The organism is Pontibacter roseus DSM 17521 (assembly GCF_000373265.1).
Classification (GTDB): Bacteria; Bacteroidota; Bacteroidia; order Cytophagales; family Hymenobacteraceae; genus Pontibacter; species Pontibacter roseus.
Window position 1 is genome coordinate 1 of the sequence record NZ_KB890767.1, and the last position, 18,653, is coordinate 18,653.

The following is an 18,653-nucleotide window of genomic DNA, read 5'->3' on the forward strand; positions in this document are numbered from 1 at the left end:
TGAAAGTAGTTGATTTATTTGCGGGATGCGGTGGAATGTCGTTGGGTTTTCAGAATGCAGGATACACTATAGAGGCGGCATTTGACAACTGGGCTCCCGCCATAGAGGTATACAAGCAGAATTTTACTCATCCCATCTACAACAGGGACTTAGGAAGCAGGGAAGTTATAGAAGAAATAGCCAACTATAGCCCCGACATGATTATTGGTGGGCCTCCATGCCAAGACTTTTCAATAGCAGGAAAAAGAGAGGATAAGGGAATGAGAGCAAACCTAACAATGTCATTTGCAGATATTGTAGAGGAAGTAAGGCCGGAATGGGTAGTAATGGAAAATGTTTACAACATTACAAAGAGTAAAGTCTTACCAAGAGCTTTAAATATTTTGAAGAGTTGTGGTTATGGAATAACTAGTATGGTATTGGATGCTAGTTATTTGGGTGTACCTCAAGCAAGGAAGAGGTTTTTCTTGATAGGTCACCTGCATTCAATGGATGGTTTTATGCATGATGAACTGCTTCGAAACCAGTCTAGTATGCAAATGACGCTGCACGATTATTTGGGTGATAGCTTGGGCACAGATTTTTATTACATGCATCCCAGAAGTTATAATAGAAGAGCTGTGTTTTCGGTATATGAACCAAGTTCTACAATTAGAGGAGTTAATCGTCCTATACCTGATAATTACAAAAAGCATCCGGCAGACAAATCAGAGATTAATAATAATGTAAGAGCTTTAACAACAAAAGAAAGAAGTCTGATACAGACTTTCCCAGATTGGTTCCAATTCAATGGTAGTAAAACTGCGATGGAACAAGTGATAGGCAATGCAGTTCCTGTGAAGATGGCGGAATATGTTGCAAAAGCAATCACAAACTATTCAAGTAGAAGCTTTATAGAGAATACAAACAATCAATGTCTGATAAATTCTGATGTTTGAAGAAACAAGAAGTAAGCTAAAATCAATTGACGTTGGCAGCTCAAATGCAGAATTTCTGTATAGCTTCTTAAGAGCATTCAATTTCCCTAAGGCAACAATTTCTAAGCTACAGCTACATAATAACAGTAACAGCTTTTTATTAAAAAATAAACTCCTGTTCGTAGCAACAGAGAAAGCGAATCCTTTTGCAGAACTTGAAGCTCTAAAGCTAAATGGCTTAGCTAAAATAAAAGCTAGAATAATCCTTATTGCGAACAAAGATTATATCTTAAGCTTTGATAAGTCTACTGAAGACACCTTAAGTGTTAGCAAAAAAGAGCTTTATAACTACTTCGATTTTTTCTTACCTATCGTTGGTATAGAAAAGAAAAATCTCAAAAATGCTAAAACTGCTAATTTAAAGTCAGCAGAAAAGTTTGCCGAACTTTATAATTCCTTAGTCCAAAGTGGGGAATGCAGAAGTGAAGCGGACCGTCGTAGTTTGAATATCATGATGGCTCGTCTATTATTCTGTTTTCTTGCTGAAAGTATAGACGCTATTGAAAAAGGAGCTATTTATAACTTAATTTCTACCTACACTTCTGCCTCTGGTGCAAACTTAAATGTACTGCTCAAAAATATTTTTAATGTAATATCTGGTAGAGATAGAGCAGACTTACCGGACTATTTAGCAAGGTTACCTATTTTAAATATATCCTTGTTTGAAGAAGAAATAGAAGTTCCTAAATTCAATAACCAGTCAAGAAAGTTATTATTAGACATTAGCTCGATTGATTGGACAACTGTAAATCCAGATATACTTGGTTCTTTAGTCCAATCTACTTTTGTACCTGATAATTCCCTAGGACTGTGTAATCATTATACTTCTGTCTCGAATATAATGAAGGTTCTTGGGCCTTTATTTTTGGATGAGCTATATGAAATATTCGAAGCAAAACGAAATGACGTTTATGGTTTACAATGCCTTCTAGCCCGCATTTCCTCAGTTAATGTTTTTGACCCTACCTGTAAAGCGGGCAACTTCTTAATAGTTGCACTCAAAGAACTTAGAAAATTAGAATCCAATATTCATTCTGCTTTACAAATATTATCGGGTGAAATAACCAAGCCCAAGTCCATAATCAATGTATGTCAATTTTATGGTGTTGAACCAAATTACTTCAACACTTTAATAACTAGGATTGGGCTATGGATAACGGATTTTCAAACTAATGACAGTGAACATATAAATCCACTCGACTCGATTGACTCCTTTGATGCTTCAAACATACTCTTTGCAAACCCAACGAGGATTGATTGGAGTAGATTCTGTACTGATAAGGAGGAATCATATATAATCTGTAATCCAACTTATAAAGGTGCGACAAAGCAAACTCCTCAACAGAAGGCTGATGTAGCTTACGTTTTCCGCAATCACACCAATACAAGTAGCTTAGATTATGCTTCATGCTGGGTATATCTTTCTGCACAATACATTAAAAACACCAAGTCACGAGCAGCTTTGGTTGCAACTAATTCGATAACTCAGGGGCAGCAGGTGGGATTGTTATGGCCAAAAATATTTGCGCAAGACGTAGAAATATTTTTTGCACATACATCCTTCAAATGGAAAAACAGTTCTAAAGACAATACAGGTGTAACCGTAGTCATTATAGGTCTAGCCTCTGATGGTGTTGTCAATGTTAAGAGGTTGTACAGTCAATCAACAACAGACGAAACCTCAAACATTAGCCCATATTTAACAACTGGAGATAAGACAATTGTTAAGCGAAGGAGGACACCTTTGAGTAGCTTGCCTCCTATGCCAAAAGGCAACATGCCATATGATGATGGAAACTTAATATTGTCACGCCAGGAGAAGTTAGAGTTAGTCAATGAAAATCCAGCAGCCAAAATCTTTCTAAAAAGATTAATGGGATCTAAAGAGTTTATACATGATATTGAAAGGTGGTGTTTATGGATAACGGATGACAATTTAAGCGAAGCAAATCAGATCCAGCCTATTAAGCACAGGATTGACAAGACAAGAGAGAGTAGGCTTAGTAAAGCGGATCGTGCTGCCAAAAAATTGGCAAATCGCCCCCACCAATTTAGAGAAACAAATATTACAATCACTCAATCTATACTAGTACCTTCCGTCTCTTCCGAAAGGCGGAAATATATTCCTATTGATTTTGTGTTCAGTAAAACTATCATATCCAATCTAGCTTTCGCAGTTTATAATTGCGAACCTTGGATTTTTGGGGTGCTAACCTCAAAAATGCACCTATTATGGATAAAAGCTGTTTGCGGCAGTTTGGAAACCAGGATAAGATACTCTTCAGAACTAGGGTATAACACATTTCCTTTTCCAAATATTACGGAAGAGCAGAAAGAGATGATCACAGCCTGTGTTTATAGTATAATTCAGGAAAGGGAGAAGCATGCGGAGAAATCTTTGGCTCAAATGTATGACCCAACCAATATGAGTGGTGAATTATTACACTCACATGAAGTGATGGATTCTGTAATTGAAAGTTGCTACCGGAAAGAACCTTTTTTGTCAGACCAGCAAAGGCTTGAACATTTGTTCTCAGCCTATAGAGATAAGTTGATTTGTAAATAATGACAAACCTAATAGAAGTAAACTACGATACGAACGGTAATAGCATCAGGCCGAACAATAGTGGAATGAGGGAAATGCAAGCACGCGCTTTTTCTGCACGTGAAGCTCAATACCTTTTATTAAAGGCACCACCTGCTTCTGGTAAATCTAGAGCATTGATGTTTATTGCTCTAGATAAACTTGCAAATCAAGGGATAAAGAAAGTAATAGTTGCTGTGCCCGAAAGATCAATCGCGAGCTCTTTCTGTTCCACAGATTTAAAATCAGGAGGGTTTCACTCAGATTGGAATCCAAATCCAAGATATGATCTCTGTGCTCCAGGAGGAGAGCCGAGAAAAGTGAATACCTTCAAAGAATTCATTGATTCAGAAGACAACATTCTAATTTGTACACATGCAACATTAAGGTTCGCATTTAATGAGTTAGATGTAAATAAATTCAATCAATGCTTGATTGCGATAGATGAGTTCCATCACGTTTCGGCTGATTATGAGAGTAAGCTTGGGGAACTGATAAGAGCGTTAATGAATAGCTCTAATGCCCACATAATAGCCATGACTGGTTCCTATTTTAGAGGAGATTCAGTTCCTGTCCTCATGCCGGAGGACGAAGCAAAGTTCTTCAAGATTACATATAACTATTACGAGCAATTGAATGGGTATAAATATCTGAAATCTCTAGGTATTGGATACCATTTCTATCAAGGAAGGTATACCAATGCTAATGCAATAGGCAAAGTTTTAGATACGGATAAAAAGACAATCCTTCATATACCTAACGTAAATTCAGGTGAGGCACTAAGAGACAAATATCGTGAGGTTGATGCCATAATAGATATAGTAGGCACATATGTGAACACTGACCCTAATACCAAAATAATATCAGTTGAGCGTTCTGATGGTAAAATAATAAAAGTTGCAAATCTAGTAGAAGATGATCCAACACATAGAGAAAAAACGATAACATATTTACGTAATATTTCCTCCGCAGATGATGTGGACCTGATAATCGCTTTAGGTATGGCTAAAGAAGGTTTTGATTGGCCGTACTGCGAGCATGCATTGACAGTCGGTTACAGAGGATCACTGACAGAGATTGTGCAAATTATCGGCAGGTGCACTAGGGATAGCATCAACAAGACACATGCACAGTTTACTAATTTGATTGCGGAGCCAGACGCTGAAAACGAGGAAGTGATTCAATGTGTGAACAATATGTTGAAGGCAATAACTGCTTCTTTATTAATGGAACAGGTCCTAGCTCCTACTTTCAAGTTTAAGTCTAAAAAGTCTTCGGATGATCCCTTAGATAAAAATGAAGTTGTGATTAAAGGCTTAAGGGAGTCTGATTCGGCGCGAGTAAAACATATCTTGGAATCAGATTTAACTGATTTGAAAGCTTCTATTTTGCAAGATTCTGATATTGTAAAAGCGATGCCTGGGAATGTTGATCCAGAAGTCATTAATAAAGTAATGATTCCTAAGGTAGTTAAGTTAAGATATCCTCATTTGAATGATGAGGAGATTGAGGAAGTAAGCCAACATGTTGTGGCGGACTCAGTTATCAAGCATGCCAAAATAAAGCAGGAGGGTAATAGGAGATTCATCCAGCTTGCTAATGACTTTATAAACATAGAAGACATTAACATTGACTTAATAAATCAAGTCAACCCGTTTCAAAACGCATTCGAGGTTCTTTCTAAGGCACTGACTCCTAGAGTACTAAAAGCTGTTCAACAATGTATCGCTGCGTTCAAGATACGTATGACAGACGATGAGGCAATTCAACTTTGGCATAAGATAAATAATTTCGTAAGAGCAACCGGAAGGAAACCAAGTTTAGACGCCCTAGATCCTACTGAGAGAAGAATGGCTGAAGCGATTATTTATCTGCAAAATGCAAGAAGGCAGCAATCAAAAGACGATCATGAATAGGCTCGAGGATATATTTAAAGATGACCCTTTTGGTCTCTTAAAAGTTGATTATATCCAAGCTTCGGGAAGGACATCTGACGAACAAAGATTGATTCAATCCTTTGAAGAAATATCAACTTTTTTTGAAGAGAACGGTAGAGAACCATCTTCAAGCGGTATTTATGAATTCAAACTATATGCAAGATTAAAAGCTATACGAGAGACTCCGGCTAAGGTGAAAGTTCTTCTTCCATTCGATTATTATAGCCTGCTGGATCCTCAAAAATATAAATCAGTAGGAATTGAGGACATTCTTAATGACGATCCGTTCGGTTTATTGGCCGTTGAAGATTTTGATCAAAGCATTTTTAAACTTGAGCATGTCCCTAAGTCCAACCGAATTAGACCTGATTATTTAGCTCGTAGAAAGATATGCAAAGACTTTGATAAATATCAAGAGATATTCGACTGCCTGCATGATGAACTGGCAAGTGGTAAAAGAAAGCTAGCAGAGTTCAATGGAGTAGATGTTGAAGTAGGTAAATTCTATGTTCTAAATGGGGTAGTCCTTTACTTAGAGGACTCCAAGGCTGAAGCAAGACAAAATGACTTTGATAGTGGGGGAAGAGTTCGTCTAGATGGTAGAACGCGTTGTATCTTTGATAACGGAACAGAGTCAACAATGCTTTTTAGATCACTTGTAAAAGCATTAGCTATTGATGGCTTTGAAATTAGTGAATCGATACAATATCATGATGCTGATTCAGTAGTTGATGAGAATGATGAGGAAAACGGGTATATATATATTTTAAAAAGTAAAAGCAACCAGCCTGAGATAACATCAATTAACAATCTTTACAAGATTGGCTATTCAAAGGGGGACGTCACTAAGAGAATTAAAAAAGCTAAACAAGAACCAACTTATTTAATGGCTGATGTTGAATTGATATCTGCATTTAGATGCTTCAACATGAGTACTAAGAAGTTGGAAACAACTATTCATGCATTCTTTGATGAGGTTCGCTTAGATGTGGAGATACTGGACAACTATGGTAAAAAGTGCCGGCCAAAAGAGTGGTTTGTAGCTCCTATCGAAGTAATTGAAGAAGCAGTGCGTCATATTGTTGATGACAACATTGACAAATTTATCTATAATTCTAAAACAGAAAGTATAATATTTAAGAGTAGTAATTAAAATAATCAAGTTATGGCCAAACCATATTCTTGTACTTTGCAGAACCTTAGTATGATCTACCCTACCGTATGATTTAGGTAATTCTTGATAACCACTATAGTTATTTACTATCGGCCACAACAATTTTTGTACTTCTTACCGCTCTTGCATGGACATAAATCGTTACGTCCGATTTCCTTACCAAATTTCTTTTGTACTAATCTTTTTCTACTTATTTCTTTCTGTTCTTTTATAATTACATTTAGTTTATCAGATAGTATATCATCAAGGAAGAAATTTGGGTGCCACCCTTTTAACACTTTATCTAATAAAAAGCTGTCGACAACTGAAACTATAGTACCTGAGATAGGCTCAACCATACCAACAATATTTGGATAGGCCCATCTGATGATCTTAGTTAAAGTTGCATCAGTGATGTTTCTTGTTCTAGATAGTAATTGTCTATATACTTCAGCTTTATTGTAGTTTATACTCTCTAACCAAGTTCTAAATTTTTTACCTGATATATTATCTCTCATTGATAATACATCATCGATAAGCAAATGCTTATCGATATACAAATTTGTTAAATCTGGAATTGCTTTGTCTGTGAGAATTCTATCAAAAAGCTCTATAGGCTGACTCGTCTTCGCACTCAAAAAAGGTCTAATTTTAATATTCACTAGTCCTTGAATAGATGCTTCAGTAGACAAATTATCAATATTTAACTCATTTTGATATACCAAACTTCTATTTGCTTGTAAGAGTCTGGATATTGGGAGAATATCTTCATCTTTTACAATAACATTACTATATGAATTCTGAAATTGTAAAAAGTCTGTAACATTCCGATTTCTCAAATCCAAAAGGGATTCTTGTTCAGCAACATGTCCCAACCATGCTCCGTCAATTTCAACTCTTAATACCTCCGCTTTAAAAAGTATAGCTTTTAAAAGATTGCGGTCGGAATAACTTTGATAATAATCAAAAAGCCTTTTCTGTATTGCATCAATTTGTAGCGAGGAAACAGAGCTAAAATTTAGAAGCAAGTTGCTATCTCCATTCGGCAAGAAAGCCACACTTGTTCCTCCATCATCTATGATTACAATGGTATCAGATACTAAAAGCTTATGAGCATCTACAACCCCAAACAAACCAATAAACTCTTCGATGTGTTGGATCTTGAGGTAGATCTTATCGAAAAGAAGAAGTGAAATCAAGAACTGTCTTAAATATAAAGCTTTTTCATCTGCATGAAAATGGTAAAACTTGTGCCTGCCCTCAGTCCCAAAGTAAAAATATCCATCTTCATACCTCCATCTGTAACTAAGGGTGTCAATTAATATTGAACTCATCTATTTTTGTCTGCTATTGTGTGTGCTACCAATCTTCAGATTGATTATAATTTGATTTAAGCATAATAGCAAAATTAATTAGTCGATGTTTAAATCAGCATCAGGACCTCCATCAAGTACATCATCTATGAAATCGTCACTCAAGCCCTCACATACAATGCAATTGAGTGCATTACTCAGCTAATCGGCGGACAACCCCAGAAGCATTACCATGCTTTTGTTCTTAGTAACTCTGCAATGATATCTGTTGAAGGCAATGTAGTTAAGTTAAGCTCATTCTTAAGATTAAAGAACTTTGTCCCCTGCAAAGGGTATTTTGTCTGCTTTTTGAAATCAGTAGGATGGAATTTTTCCACACAGAAGAAATTGTGCGCTAAGCTTATATCCCAATTATTGTTTTTCTTGGCTGCTACAATTACATCTTTAATATTTTGCTCTTGTTCAGAAGTAATTGAAGCTGTAGAATTCTTTATTTGAAGTTGCCCGTTTATATAATCCGCCTCGATTATGTTCTCAAGCTTACCAATGCCTCTAATGCTCTTGTTTTTATAGATGCCTATATAAGAATGCTCTGAATAGCCATCTTCGACTTTATCGTAATATAGATTATACTGAAAATTTTCAGATAAAGTCCACCCACACGTAACGGCACGCATTCTATATTCATCATCCGTTATCAACCTATCATGAATGCAGTAGTCTTCATAATCATCTATTAGTGAAATCAGCTCAAAATCATAATCTTGGAGAGTACTTTTAAACTTCTCTACAATCTGAGAAAATGTAGTTGGAATGTATTTAATGCTTGTATTATAAGTGATATTAAAAGTTTGTATCTCTGACTCTATTTGATTGAATAGCGCAGGTCTAGGAAGTCTAGGACTTAGAGAAAGTAAAATTTTATGCTCTTCGTTATCAAAGCTCTTAAGATGACTTTTTAGCTGCCTAATGGAGAAGTGCTGATGTAGTTTTGTTTCCACTACTACTTTGAAGCTTGCTTGGCTCAAATGTCCATCTGGAATAGAACCATTTCCTCTCCTCTGCTGATTAAAGGAAACGCCTGCTTCTAAATCATTATCGCCTAACAGCTCATTAAGAAAACCTTTAAATTTATTTGGAGAGTGTTGGTACAGACGTGATAACAGAAGTAAGGTGTTATTAGTAGCTACGTTCTCAGGTTGGGAATACCGTTGGAAATAGTGTATAGAGCTCATTATTAACTATAGTGGGATAATGGTTTCTAGTAAATGATAACTACTAACAACTATACTTGACATACATACTAGTCAAAGATGTTGCCGCAAAAGCCATTGTCATTTTTAGTAAAAATTAAATATTTATCTCTGCTAATATATACATCTTTTCTAGGTATCATAAAATAAACGAATTATTTAATTTATAATACCTTACACTAATTCCTAGGCTTCAGTACTGTTTTTGGGCTAATCCCCGTTTTCAATAATATGAATCTTTACGAATTTAACCTGATGCCATTGTCTAAGCGCGTTGCAGCAATATGGGAGCGTGGCTTATTTTTGGCTGTAAGAAGTGAGGCTCCCTATAGTATCGTGTTATACCACATGGGAAAGTTTTTTGTAGAAGTCTATTATACTCCCAGTAGCAACCAAATAGAGCGCACCAGAAGCTTTAAAAGCAAAAACTGCTTGGAGCCATATTTGAACCTGATCGATATATCAGAACTGCGATAAAAGTAATCAATCCCTTGATTGGTGACTTAAGCTGCCTCTTTTAAACTCTTACTAAAAGAATGCTTTCCGGATAGTAACCAAACTCCCTTTCATATACCTTACAGGCTGACTTAAAAGACTCCATTGGATCCAATCCATTTCTGTTGTTTGGTTCTAAATAGTTAAGGTATCCAAAACCTGCATAGCTTCCAACTTTAGGAGCTGGGCTTACCCATAGTTTAGCCTGGAACGGCTTCACACGCCTAACTGGCCCATCATAAACGAACTCAAAAGGCCTACATGCCATTGCCAGCTTTATTTGTTTCTTCTTTGGGTACATATCCTCAGAGGCCTTACCGCCAATCATAAATAGCCTTGTTGTATTGCTCAGCAAGTATTCCCGTAGTTTTAGCTTATCCATCCTAGTCTATAGCTGTTACTTCCAACGCTTCTTTCTCCTACGAGGTGGGCTATACCCATGCAGGCTACGGCCTATGAACTTCTTTTGCTTATCTAACAGCCACCAACCAGCAACAATTGCCGGCAGAGACAAAATCATATGATACCATTCCATGCAAGGAATACAAAATTAAAGGGCTTGGAGTTCTACATGAAAAGCCCTATCGAACCCACCTTAAAACACTGGCACTTTACCCTATCAATAGATTTCAATCTGTTAGTTATAGTAATTACAATATATTTGCACCTAATCCTAACTAAGCACAACAGATGCAGAGAATTCTACTAACCACTATAATTACATTGTTTCTTGTTGTAACATATGCAGAAGTATCAGCACAGGAATTTCAATGGCTTAAGCAAGCAAATTCAACAGATGGTGAATCCTCAAGCTATATTGGTGGAATAGCTGTCGACAATGTTGGAAATTCATACACGGTGGGTGCCTATAGGGGGAATGCAACTTTCGGAAATACTATCTTAAACAGTGGCAGCTCTGGGAAAGTCTTTATAGCAAAACATGATCAGTATGGAAATGCTATTTGGGCTAAAACAATAATTGATACTAATTATGACGCAAGAAGCTTTGATGTGGCAGTCGACAATAGTGGCAATAGTTATTTTGTCGGAAACTTTAAAGGAACAGTTTCAATAGGTTCATTCACTTTGACAAGTTATGGTGGCTGGGATATTATCATTGTAAAATTTAACCCAGAGGGAAATATCGTGTGGGCAAAACACGCTGGCGGGCCAAAGAATGATGCGCCCTCAGGGGTTGTGATAGATAGCCGTGGCAATCCTATAGTTACTGGCTACTTCTCTGAAAATGCAAACTTTGGGTCAACTACCTTACAAACTGACCGGGACAACGCCAAGCTTTTCGTTGCTAAGTACTCCGGCTCTGGAGACTTAATTTGGGCCAAGCAAGCCTACGGCACTGGAAGAAGCTATGGGAACGGTATTGCCACTGACAAATTTGACAACATTTTTATAACGGGATATTTCTCTAACAATTTAACAATTGGCTCAAAAACAGTAACAAAAACTGGCACCTGGAGCAATGACTTTTTTCTTGCAAAGCTTGATGCAGCAGGTAATACCCAATGGCTGGTGCATAATTCGGGAGATCAATCTAAAGCAGTAGGACATTCTGTAGCAGTTGACGCAAGAGGAAACGTTATGGTAGTAGGGAGCTTTGGCGGTACTCCTACCTTTGGAAATACAACAACTTTGACTGCTAATGGTCTTGATTCCGGATTTATAGCTAAATATCTCCCTGATGGCGGTTTCTCATGGGCTAAAGGTTTTGTCGCTGCCGTAAATAGTCATTCGAGAATGTTAAGCGTGGCTGCTGACAACTTTGGAAATATCTATGCAACCGGCGAGTTTTCCCGTGAGATATTATATGGCACGTCTACTCTAAGAACTGAGGATCTTTCTGGCATCATATTTTGCAGAATAGATACCGATGGCAATTTAATTTGGCTATTAAATCCTGAAAGGGATGGCTGGGGAGGTGGATATGATATAGCAATAGATGCACAGGGTAGTATCTATTTCACGGGATACTTTGGCAGTAAGATGCCCATTGGAAACATATCTATATCAAGTATTGGTCATTCTGACTCTTACATAGCAAAAATCTTAGCAGCTACACCCACTGGAATAAAAGACAATCCGCTCGGGTCTGCCTTTTCAGTATACCCGGTACCTGCACATCGTTATGTATATATGGATCTTTCCTTAAATAGCCTAAAGGATGTTAAAGTCCAAGTTATTGATTTACAAGGGAAAGTTATTTATGAGAAGTTATATGGTCAAATACTGTCCCTAAGCCGGGATCCTTTGAATTTGAGTGAATTGCCCCCAAGTGTTTATTTGCTTCGAATACATATTGGAGATAAAGTGGCATATAAACAGTTGATTTTACAGTAGGATTACATACACCACAAGTAGGGGTTTAACTACCTTGTTACATTTTTCAGGTTTTACTAAACCTAATTTAACAGCTATTAAGTATCCTTCCTGAATCCAATGCCTAAACATAAGCCACTCTACTAAATGTCACTGCTATTAACTTTAATCATCTTCTCCGGGTATTGGATCTCCTAATCGACGGGCTTTTTCTGGCACGATAACATGCGAACACCCCTTTACCCTTTCATTAACCTGCTCCATTGTCTGGTGGCGTTCGTCATCGATCAAATAAGAACCATCATCCTGTACATAGACAACGATAAGATCAAAGCCCCCTTTAGTTCTATTGAGTAGATTAGCCGCTTCCTTACCGGACACACGGCCATTTGCTATTTGCTTGAGTATACTGCGTTTCTGGTCTTTCATATTTGATAAGCCTTACTTTCTTAACTTGTTTAACAGGTCTTCAATAAGCTGATCCAGTCTTTCCGGTGGCAGCTTGTCAATAATATCTGAGGCCGTCACATAGCCGCCCAAATGCTTCATCAGCATATCGATGGCGGACAGCTTAGAATGCAGCTTCACCTTTAGCTTGCCATTGCCCTCACTGATCTCCTGTATTGCGGCCCGTTGCGACTCTGTCAACTCGCTAAGATCCTTTATCTCCATTGTCTTAGGGTTTATCAGGTCAGGCATACTGGCGAAGGCAACTTTGGCAAGTTCCTGCACCAACTGTTTGACCTGTATTCCAGCGGCTTCCGCTATCTCGCCCTGCAGCCTCCTCACCTCCTGCATTACTGAAGTTTTCTGAAGCAGCTGATAGCCCTGCTCCATGGCTGTTTTCTCCGAATAGCCCGCTCTAATGGCAGCTGCCGTAGCGTTGCTATCCTTTATATACTCAAGGCAGAACCTCTGTTGCTTGGGTGTTAAAGTATTGGTTTCCATTTTCTAAATTATTTGTGTTGTTGTCGGTAAGTCATCAATAATGGACAGGTGTGCAGAATGAAGCTTTTACAGCTCTTGTTCTGATCCGCCAAATCCTGATAGTAATTAATCTTCTCCACAGCCCTCGCTCTCCCCAAAGCCGCCTCAAGTTCGCTGTAGGTGTGCAAATAGAATTCTTTCTGCAGTTCTGGCTTAGGCAACTCAGTACTTTCGGGCTCCGTCCCTAACAGCTCCTTGTAGCGTATGCCGTAGACATTGCAGCGGGCAAAGAATGTCCTTAGATCCCCCGGCCCTCCGCAATTCTTCAGGCATTTGTCATATTGCTGATTAGTTTCGTGCTGGTTATATCCTGGATGAAATTGGCTAACCTGATGGAAGTAATTGCGCCCACTCTCGCCAAAGGTGGCGGCAAAGTTGCTCCCTATCGGCAACCAGTCCTGCAGGTATGATGTCGTGATATCTACTCCTCGCCTTACAATTTCGTCAATGCAGGCCTCTACCATGTTTTGGTCACTAGTAGGATCGGCGGCTTTGATCAAACATTGCACCTTTTTGCCCGGTTCGTACTTCGACAATGGCTCGGCTTGGTGATTGAAGTGAGCAACGGGATCGTAGCTGTACCCTCGTAGGCTCGCCACATTCTTTGGTGCAGGATCTATTATTATCCCGTACTGTTTAAAACACCCCTCAACGTAGTCAAAGTGCTGCCTGTGTCTTTCCGGATATGCGATGGGAATCAAGCCCCAGTATCCCGTTCCGCTTACGCTCAGGCCGCAATAGGCCACGTTAGGAATGTTTGCTATCTGCTCTTTCAGCTCGTTATAATTAGCAATGTGTGTGTTCTGTTTGAAGTCTATATCAAACTGTATGAATCCGCTGTGGCTGATCAGGCTTGACTCCGAGCGGTAACTGAATACGCCAGATGGTGTAATGGCAGGCAGTGTCGGCTTGAGCCCCTTTTGCCCGGCTCTAATAGCCTGAACCTTTTTTGCATGCTTGTCTGACTTAAGCCACTTCAAAAGGATTATCTCCTTCGGTTTACTGGCTGTATTGTAATCTCTGAAGCACGAAACCAGAACATTTAGTATACTCTCCATAGGATAGGGGAAAAAATTATCATAATTCATGCTGCACTTTCTACACTTCCTACACCGATGCTAACTGCCCCGTGTAGGAAGTGTAGAAAGTGCAGGTACATAAGAAGTTTTTTTTTCGATCCAGATGACGTTGCCTGTGTTCTGTCTTTCCTTGTGGTAACCTGCGCCTTTGAGTCTGTCGCTAAACACCCTCATTCCGCATTTTATGTATCCGTTGTCTAAACAGAAATCCTTGTATTCGCTGTAAATCTCCTTGAGTGGTCTTGTATTGTTGGCAGATGGAGAATACTGCTCTTCCTGGAGAAACAACTTAACCGTATCGGACTCCAGTTTATAGCATTCCCGCATCTCATCGACTGCACTGCATTCGGAGAACCTACGTTGTGTCAGCAGTCTATCCAAGCCTTGCAGAACCCAGTTGAAAACCCCGGATAATTCGCTGTTGATAATCTTGGTATGCAGCTCCCTATCCTGTTCGGCCTCCGGAATGGTAACATCAAACGGGACAATCAAGAACCGCCTGAAGAAAGCGTTGGTCTGCTCCGTATCCTTTGGAAGTTCGTTGATGTTAAATATCAACCTGGCATAGTTTGTTATCTCAATAGGATCTCTTCTTGGCAGTCTTGCAGATACCGTCTCGCCTGATACCAGTTGTTTAAACATGCCTGACTGAAGCCGCCCACTGATCTCCGAGGCATAGTTTACCAATACATCCGCAATCATAGCCCTATGATAGCCGTTTTCATTGGTGAGGTCTTGGAGGGTGTAGTTGGTTGTATTTTCCTTGCCCAACAGGGCCTGCACAATCTCATAAAACACGGACTTACCGTTTGCGCCTGTACCGTACAGAAATAGAGCTGCCTCAAGTTTTAGGGTATGGTTTCTCACAAAGACGTATCCCAAGTACTCCGATAGAACATACTGTCTTGTTCTGTCAGGCAACACCTTATCCAGATAGCTAGCGAATAGTGGTGACTTTGCTTGAGTGTCGTACTCGAATTGCAGCTGATAGGTCAGGAAATCAGATGGTGAAAACTCCCGTAGCCTTGTGCCTCTCGGAGTGATCTCAAAAGTGCCGTTCTTCAGGTTGATCAACACCATATCCTTGGGCTGTTCCGGCTTTGGCAGATAGGCCGTTGCCATAAATTGCTTAAACAGGTTGTCCCGGAACTTGTGGTCTTCCGCCTTGATGGGATTCACCCCTAACTTGGCGGCAGCTTTGCCCAAAAACACCTTCAGTTTCTCATCCTCAAGCCTCCTCCAGAATGCACCATTGTACAGGTAAACAAATCCCTGATTCCTGCACAGATTCCATTTAAACCGCTTTGCCTGTGCCAAAACAAGACTCACTGTTAGTACATAGTAATGTGTGGTATTGGGTTGCTTCTCCGGATCCTTTATACCTGCGAGCTCCTTGAAGTTTACCTCCTGCAGTGTGTTTAATAAACTTCTAAGTATTTCGTTGTGTGGCTTAATAGAGAGGCCCAATCCGTTTCCATTAAGATTCGTGCCCTTTGGGATGATCACAGTGGATTTATCCATTGTGCCGACCCTCCTTTGCCTGAAATTCTGCAATATGATTTTGCAGTTCTTCTACTGTTATATTGAAGCGTTTGGCAATATTACTTAGACCTTTATCTGTAAAATCCAGATATGGGACTGCTTGCAGGAAGTGGTTTAGTTTAGTATCTTTATCCTGGGTAGAGTATTTGGGGTTGCTTGTGTTAAGCATGGCAACCCCCTTTCTTTTTACGTTTCGCTGAGGCTGCCAGTGCTAGTATACTATCGTTGGAGCTCTTCTCTACTGTTTGCTCCTCTACCCAGTTCGCTAGCTCTTTTCTGCTAAATATAAGCCTGTTCCCATATCTCTTGTGCGGGACTTCTTTCGATGCAGTCAGCTTGTAGAGTTTTGATTTGCTAAGCCCTGTAATTTCTAATGCCTCGTCAAACGAGCAGCGGTCAGGTTTAGGTGGGGTTTGGTTGTTGATGTGTTTAATGTCAAGCAATAAACTCTCGATATTGCTCAATCTTGCGCTGATGTTTTCAAATGGGTTATTCATTTGTATTACTTAATTGATGTAATACAAATGAAACCCATTGCAAGAGGTATAAGGGGGGTTAAGGGGTTACGTAAGGGGCTTACATCTTTAGTTCTACTATTTTCAACTCGTCTTCTGCCAACTTCTTTGCTTCAGGGTATTGCTCCAGCATAGAAATAACTGCTTTTATGTTATGGTAATGCTTAGGTGCTAGACGATCTTTTCTCCTAGTTCCACTTACTTTATTATAGTGTTGCACAAAGCTATTTGGGCTCAAGTTTAAAGGTTTGGTTTTCTCGATTATAGCCTGCTTTTTACTTATTGGGTGCTTTTCGAAATCATCTTCATACCCTGTTTCCTGTAAGTAGCAGAAGTATAATGCATACATTGCTTGTGTGGGCGATGCAACTTCCTTAAACTTCGCCTCTTTACTTTCTGTCTGCTCTATACCTAATATTCCTTTCAACTGCTTTATAGTGCCTCCAACATTATTTGATTTAAACATCAAAGCATCCTCAAAATCATTGATAAACTCTTGGGTTATTATTCCCCATTTATTTTCATCTTCTTTACTGATGATGAAATAGGGGTAGACATATTGTTGAAGGTCTACATGGGTTAACTCTCCCTCCCTGAACTTCCGTAATACCTCCACCAGTTGATTGTAGAGGTGAATAAATTTGTGTTCAACTTGGTTCAATTGATTTAGGAACAGCTTAGCGGTTTCAACCCCACCCAAAAGCACATCGCTTATTGCTTTCTGTTGAAGTGCTTTCAGTATTGCTTCATAGTCACTAACGTCCTGATCGTACTTTGCCAACCATAAAAAATCGGCTTTAGGATAATCTAAATTGGGTGCATCTACGGGCGTAATGTCACTCCAATACCCTTCATCAACTAAATAAAACTCTTTAAGCTCGACTTGTAGGCTTTGCACCTCTTCAAGGTAGGTTTTATAGTCCTGCATAAGTTTTAGAAGTTAGTGAGCAAAGCTGCGTTTTTAACCCGTTCCTCTTGCTCAAAAGAGGCTAAATAGTTTTCTGTTGTCTTCAGGTCATTATGCCCTAGGCTCTCCGATATGAATGCAATATTTGCACCTGATCGCTTCAATACGGTAGCATAACTGTGTCGTGCCGTGTAGGTGCTTATATTAGGAATTCCAAGCTTTTTGCTGATTACCTTCATCTTGGTATTCATAAGCTTTGTGATATTCTTGATCTTTGTACGCTCCAATTCTGGACTCTCTCCACCCTGTAGGAATGGAAATATAAAGGTGTCGGGACTCTCCATTGCATTGCCCCAACGATCAATGATTGTCTGCATTTCAGGCAACAATTGAGCGTGGATTAGCTTCTTCTTCTTTGCCTTAGCCAAAGTCTTCTGTCGATAAAAACAGATCTCTCCATTCCGGATACTGGAGTACCTTAACTTGCAGATGTCAGTAATATTTGCTCCGTTGCACAAGTAAGAAAAAAACCAAAGATCCCGACACATTTCAATAGTATCGGTCTCACATTCATACCTTACAATTTCTCCGATATCTTTGATATTCAGAGCTATGCTACGGCCTTCATGCTGTGGTATTTCGTATTTACCCTTTCCAAATGGGTGTTGGGCTTGCTTGATGACCCCTGAACTTTTAGCTTCATTAACTATTACTTGCAAGGCTCGCATGTACATGGACACGGTAGTATAGCTCTTACCTTCATCAAGCAGGTACTGCTCGTATCGCCTTAGCCAATCAACTGTGATTTGTTTGAACTCAACACTGGTACTAGTCGACTTCTCTTTTGCAAACAGCTCAATGCTCCTCAGAGTGTATTTATACCAATCTGCAGTGCTTACCTTACCCATTTCTTTAAAGTTATCTATTCGAGCCGTGAATGCTGCATTCAGTGTACCGTTAATGTCGGTAGCCTTACCTAATCGCTTATTAAGCTCATTGAATGAAAAAATTTCCTGATCGGCAAGCTCCTCAACATGCTTCTTAATATAGTCTGTAGCCTTTTGCAGATCTTCTTTAAGCCTAGTCATTTTCTGGGCCTTAGCCGTTGGCAGCTTATCCCAGTCTGATACGGACAGTCTTCTATTTGTTGAGTAGTATTTCTGGACTCGTTTATAGGTTATCCTTATCCGGATCGGAAAAGTACCGTCTGCGTTGGGTTTACGGGTATCAAGCAGTGTGGCGAGCTTGATACCACCAATGGCTGTATAATCAAACATGCTGTATGAATCTAAATGTATGTACCCTCAAATGGTACATACAAAGTACATACAAATGTATAAAATAAATGATAATACAGGAAAATATATGTTAAGATAATTTTGCCGTTACGGAGTCATAACCAGCTATTTATGAAACATATACTAAAACATGAATACTAAAGAAAACACCATTCTTTTGCATGGCATGCAAGAGGTCATCGGTTCGACTCCGATATTCTCCACGAAAGGCAACCTATTCAGGTTGCCTTTTTGTTTACCGCCCCTCCTTCTGGTGCCATTGCCGGCAAATCCCCTCCA

The 18,653-nt window shown here is 39.2% G+C and carries 15 protein-coding genes; 5 read left to right on the forward strand and 10 right to left on the reverse strand.

Annotation, left to right across the window (positions count from 1 at the left end; all coding sequences use genetic code 11):
* From B051_RS21535 to B051_RS0116630, 4 genes are all read left to right on the forward strand, one after another.
* Positions 1 to 938, forward strand: a 938-nt coding sequence (locus tag B051_RS21535; protein ID WP_018479347.1) for a DNA cytosine methyltransferase, incomplete at its 5' end; no start/stop codon positions are given.
* The gene (locus tag B051_RS21540) at positions 931 to 3,543 is read left to right on the forward strand and encodes a class I SAM-dependent DNA methyltransferase (protein ID WP_018479348.1); all 2,613 of its coding nucleotides are present in this window, start codon (positions 931 to 933) and stop codon (positions 3,541 to 3,543) included. The genes B051_RS21535 and B051_RS21540, both read left to right, overlap by 8 nt.
* Positions 3,543 to 5,477 carry a DEAD/DEAH box helicase gene (locus B051_RS0116625; protein WP_018479349.1) on the forward strand — a complete coding sequence of 645 codons (1,935 nt, stop codon included), beginning with the start codon at positions 3,543 to 3,545 and terminating at the stop codon, positions 5,475 to 5,477. Before B051_RS21540 ends, B051_RS0116625 begins: the two co-directional genes overlap by 1 nt.
* Positions 5,470 to 6,651 carry a GIY-YIG nuclease family protein gene (locus B051_RS0116630; protein WP_026236471.1) on the forward strand — a complete coding sequence of 394 codons (1,182 nt, stop codon included), beginning with the start codon at positions 5,470 to 5,472 and terminating at the stop codon, positions 6,649 to 6,651. Before B051_RS0116625 ends, B051_RS0116630 begins: the two co-directional genes overlap by 8 nt.
* Positions 6,652 to 6,758: 107 nt before the next feature.
* Here the strand turns inward: B051_RS0116630 and B051_RS22510 are convergent, their stop codons facing one another.
* The 3 genes from B051_RS22510 to B051_RS0116650 form a co-directional block, all read right to left on the reverse strand.
* Positions 6,759 to 7,985 (reverse strand): SEC-C metal-binding domain-containing protein, encoded by a 1,227-nt coding sequence (locus B051_RS22510; protein WP_018479351.1) that lies wholly within the window; start codon positions 7,983 to 7,985, stop codon positions 6,759 to 6,761.
* A 206-nt stretch (positions 7,986 to 8,191) separates the two neighbouring features.
* Entirely contained in the window at positions 8,192 to 9,199 is a 1,008-nt protein-coding gene (locus B051_RS0116640) for a hypothetical protein (RefSeq protein ID WP_018479352.1), read from the reverse strand.
* A 535-nt stretch (positions 9,200 to 9,734) separates the two neighbouring features.
* Complete coding sequence (locus B051_RS0116650) at positions 9,735 to 10,094, reverse strand: hypothetical protein (RefSeq protein WP_018479354.1); 360 nt, start codon at positions 10,092 to 10,094, stop codon at positions 9,735 to 9,737.
* 308 nt (positions 10,095 to 10,402) lie between these two features.
* Between B051_RS0116650 and B051_RS0116655 the strand changes: the two genes are divergently transcribed.
* The gene (locus tag B051_RS0116655; RefSeq protein WP_018479355.1) at positions 10,403 to 12,067 is read left to right on the forward strand and encodes an SBBP repeat-containing protein; all 1,665 of its coding nucleotides are present in this window, start codon (positions 10,403 to 10,405) and stop codon (positions 12,065 to 12,067) included.
* A 144-nt stretch (positions 12,068 to 12,211) separates the two neighbouring features.
* Here the strand turns inward: B051_RS0116655 and B051_RS0116660 are convergent, their stop codons facing one another.
* The 7 genes from B051_RS0116660 to B051_RS0116695 all read right to left on the reverse strand — a co-directional run bounded on the left by B051_RS0116660 (position 12,212) and on the right by B051_RS0116695 (position 18,353).
* Positions 12,212 to 12,475: a hypothetical protein gene (locus tag B051_RS0116660; RefSeq protein WP_018479356.1), complete on the reverse strand. Its 264-nt coding sequence runs from the start codon at positions 12,473 to 12,475 to the stop codon at positions 12,212 to 12,214.
* Between the two features lie 12 nt (positions 12,476 to 12,487).
* Entirely contained in the window at positions 12,488 to 12,994 is a 507-nt protein-coding gene (locus B051_RS0116665) for a terminase small subunit (RefSeq protein ID WP_018479357.1), read from the reverse strand.
* An 8-nt stretch (positions 12,995 to 13,002) separates the two neighbouring features.
* The gene (locus tag B051_RS0116670) at positions 13,003 to 14,121 is read right to left on the reverse strand and encodes a BT4734/BF3469 family protein (RefSeq protein ID WP_018479358.1); all 1,119 of its coding nucleotides are present in this window, start codon (positions 14,119 to 14,121) and stop codon (positions 13,003 to 13,005) included.
* 30 nt (positions 14,122 to 14,151) lie between these two features.
* Positions 14,152 to 15,633: a DNA primase family protein gene (locus B051_RS0116675; RefSeq protein WP_018479359.1), complete on the reverse strand. Its 1,482-nt coding sequence runs from the start codon at positions 15,631 to 15,633 to the stop codon at positions 14,152 to 14,154.
* Positions 15,634 to 15,815: 182 nt separating this feature from the next.
* Positions 15,816 to 16,151: a helix-turn-helix domain-containing protein gene (locus B051_RS22080; protein WP_018479361.1), complete on the reverse strand. Its 336-nt coding sequence runs from the start codon at positions 16,149 to 16,151 to the stop codon at positions 15,816 to 15,818.
* Between the two features lie 79 nt (positions 16,152 to 16,230).
* A complete protein-coding gene (locus tag B051_RS0116690; RefSeq protein WP_018479362.1) occupies positions 16,231 to 17,097 on the reverse strand; it encodes a hypothetical protein in 867 nt (288 codons plus the stop codon).
* A 5-nt stretch (positions 17,098 to 17,102) separates the two neighbouring features.
* A complete protein-coding gene (locus tag B051_RS0116695) occupies positions 17,103 to 18,353 on the reverse strand; it encodes a site-specific integrase (protein WP_018479363.1) in 1,251 nt (416 codons plus the stop codon).
* Between the last annotated feature and the right edge of the window lie 300 nt (positions 18,354 to 18,653).

Bases quoted from the DNA above. Each gene is read 5' to 3' on its own strand.
- B051_RS0116675 (WP_018479359.1), bottom strand. From the start codon at position 15,633: ATGGATAAATCCACTGTGATCATCCCAAAGGGCACGAATCTTAATGGA.
- B051_RS0116665 (WP_018479357.1), bottom strand. From the start codon at position 12,994: ATGGAAACCAATACTTTAACACCCAAGCAACAGAGGTTCTGCCTTGAG.
- B051_RS22510 (WP_018479351.1), bottom strand. From the start codon at position 7,985: ATGAGTTCAATATTAATTGACACCCTTAGTTACAGATGGAGGTATGAA.
- B051_RS0116650 (WP_018479354.1), bottom strand. From the start codon at position 10,094: ATGGATAAGCTAAAACTACGGGAATACTTGCTGAGCAATACAACAAGG.
- B051_RS0116640 (WP_018479352.1), bottom strand. From the start codon at position 9,199: ATGAGCTCTATACACTATTTCCAACGGTATTCCCAACCTGAGAACGTA.
- B051_RS0116695 (WP_018479363.1), bottom strand. From the start codon at position 18,353: ATGTTTGATTATACAGCCATTGGTGGTATCAAGCTCGCCACACTGCTT.
- B051_RS0116690 (WP_018479362.1), bottom strand. From the start codon at position 17,097: ATGCAGGACTATAAAACCTACCTTGAAGAGGTGCAAAGCCTACAAGTC.
- B051_RS0116625 (WP_018479349.1), top strand. From the start codon at position 3,543: ATGACAAACCTAATAGAAGTAAACTACGATACGAACGGTAATAGCATC.
- B051_RS22080 (WP_018479361.1), bottom strand. From the start codon at position 16,151: ATGAATAACCCATTTGAAAACATCAGCGCAAGATTGAGCAATATCGAG.
- B051_RS0116630 (WP_026236471.1), top strand. From the start codon at position 5,470: ATGAATAGGCTCGAGGATATATTTAAAGATGACCCTTTTGGTCTCTTA.
- B051_RS0116655 (WP_018479355.1), top strand. From the start codon at position 10,403: ATGCAGAGAATTCTACTAACCACTATAATTACATTGTTTCTTGTTGTA.
- B051_RS0116660 (WP_018479356.1), bottom strand. From the start codon at position 12,475: ATGAAAGACCAGAAACGCAGTATACTCAAGCAAATAGCAAATGGCCGT.
- B051_RS0116670 (WP_018479358.1), bottom strand. From the start codon at position 14,121: ATGAATTATGATAATTTTTTCCCCTATCCTATGGAGAGTATACTAAAT.
- B051_RS21540 (WP_018479348.1), top strand. From the start codon at position 931: ATGTTTGAAGAAACAAGAAGTAAGCTAAAATCAATTGACGTTGGCAGC.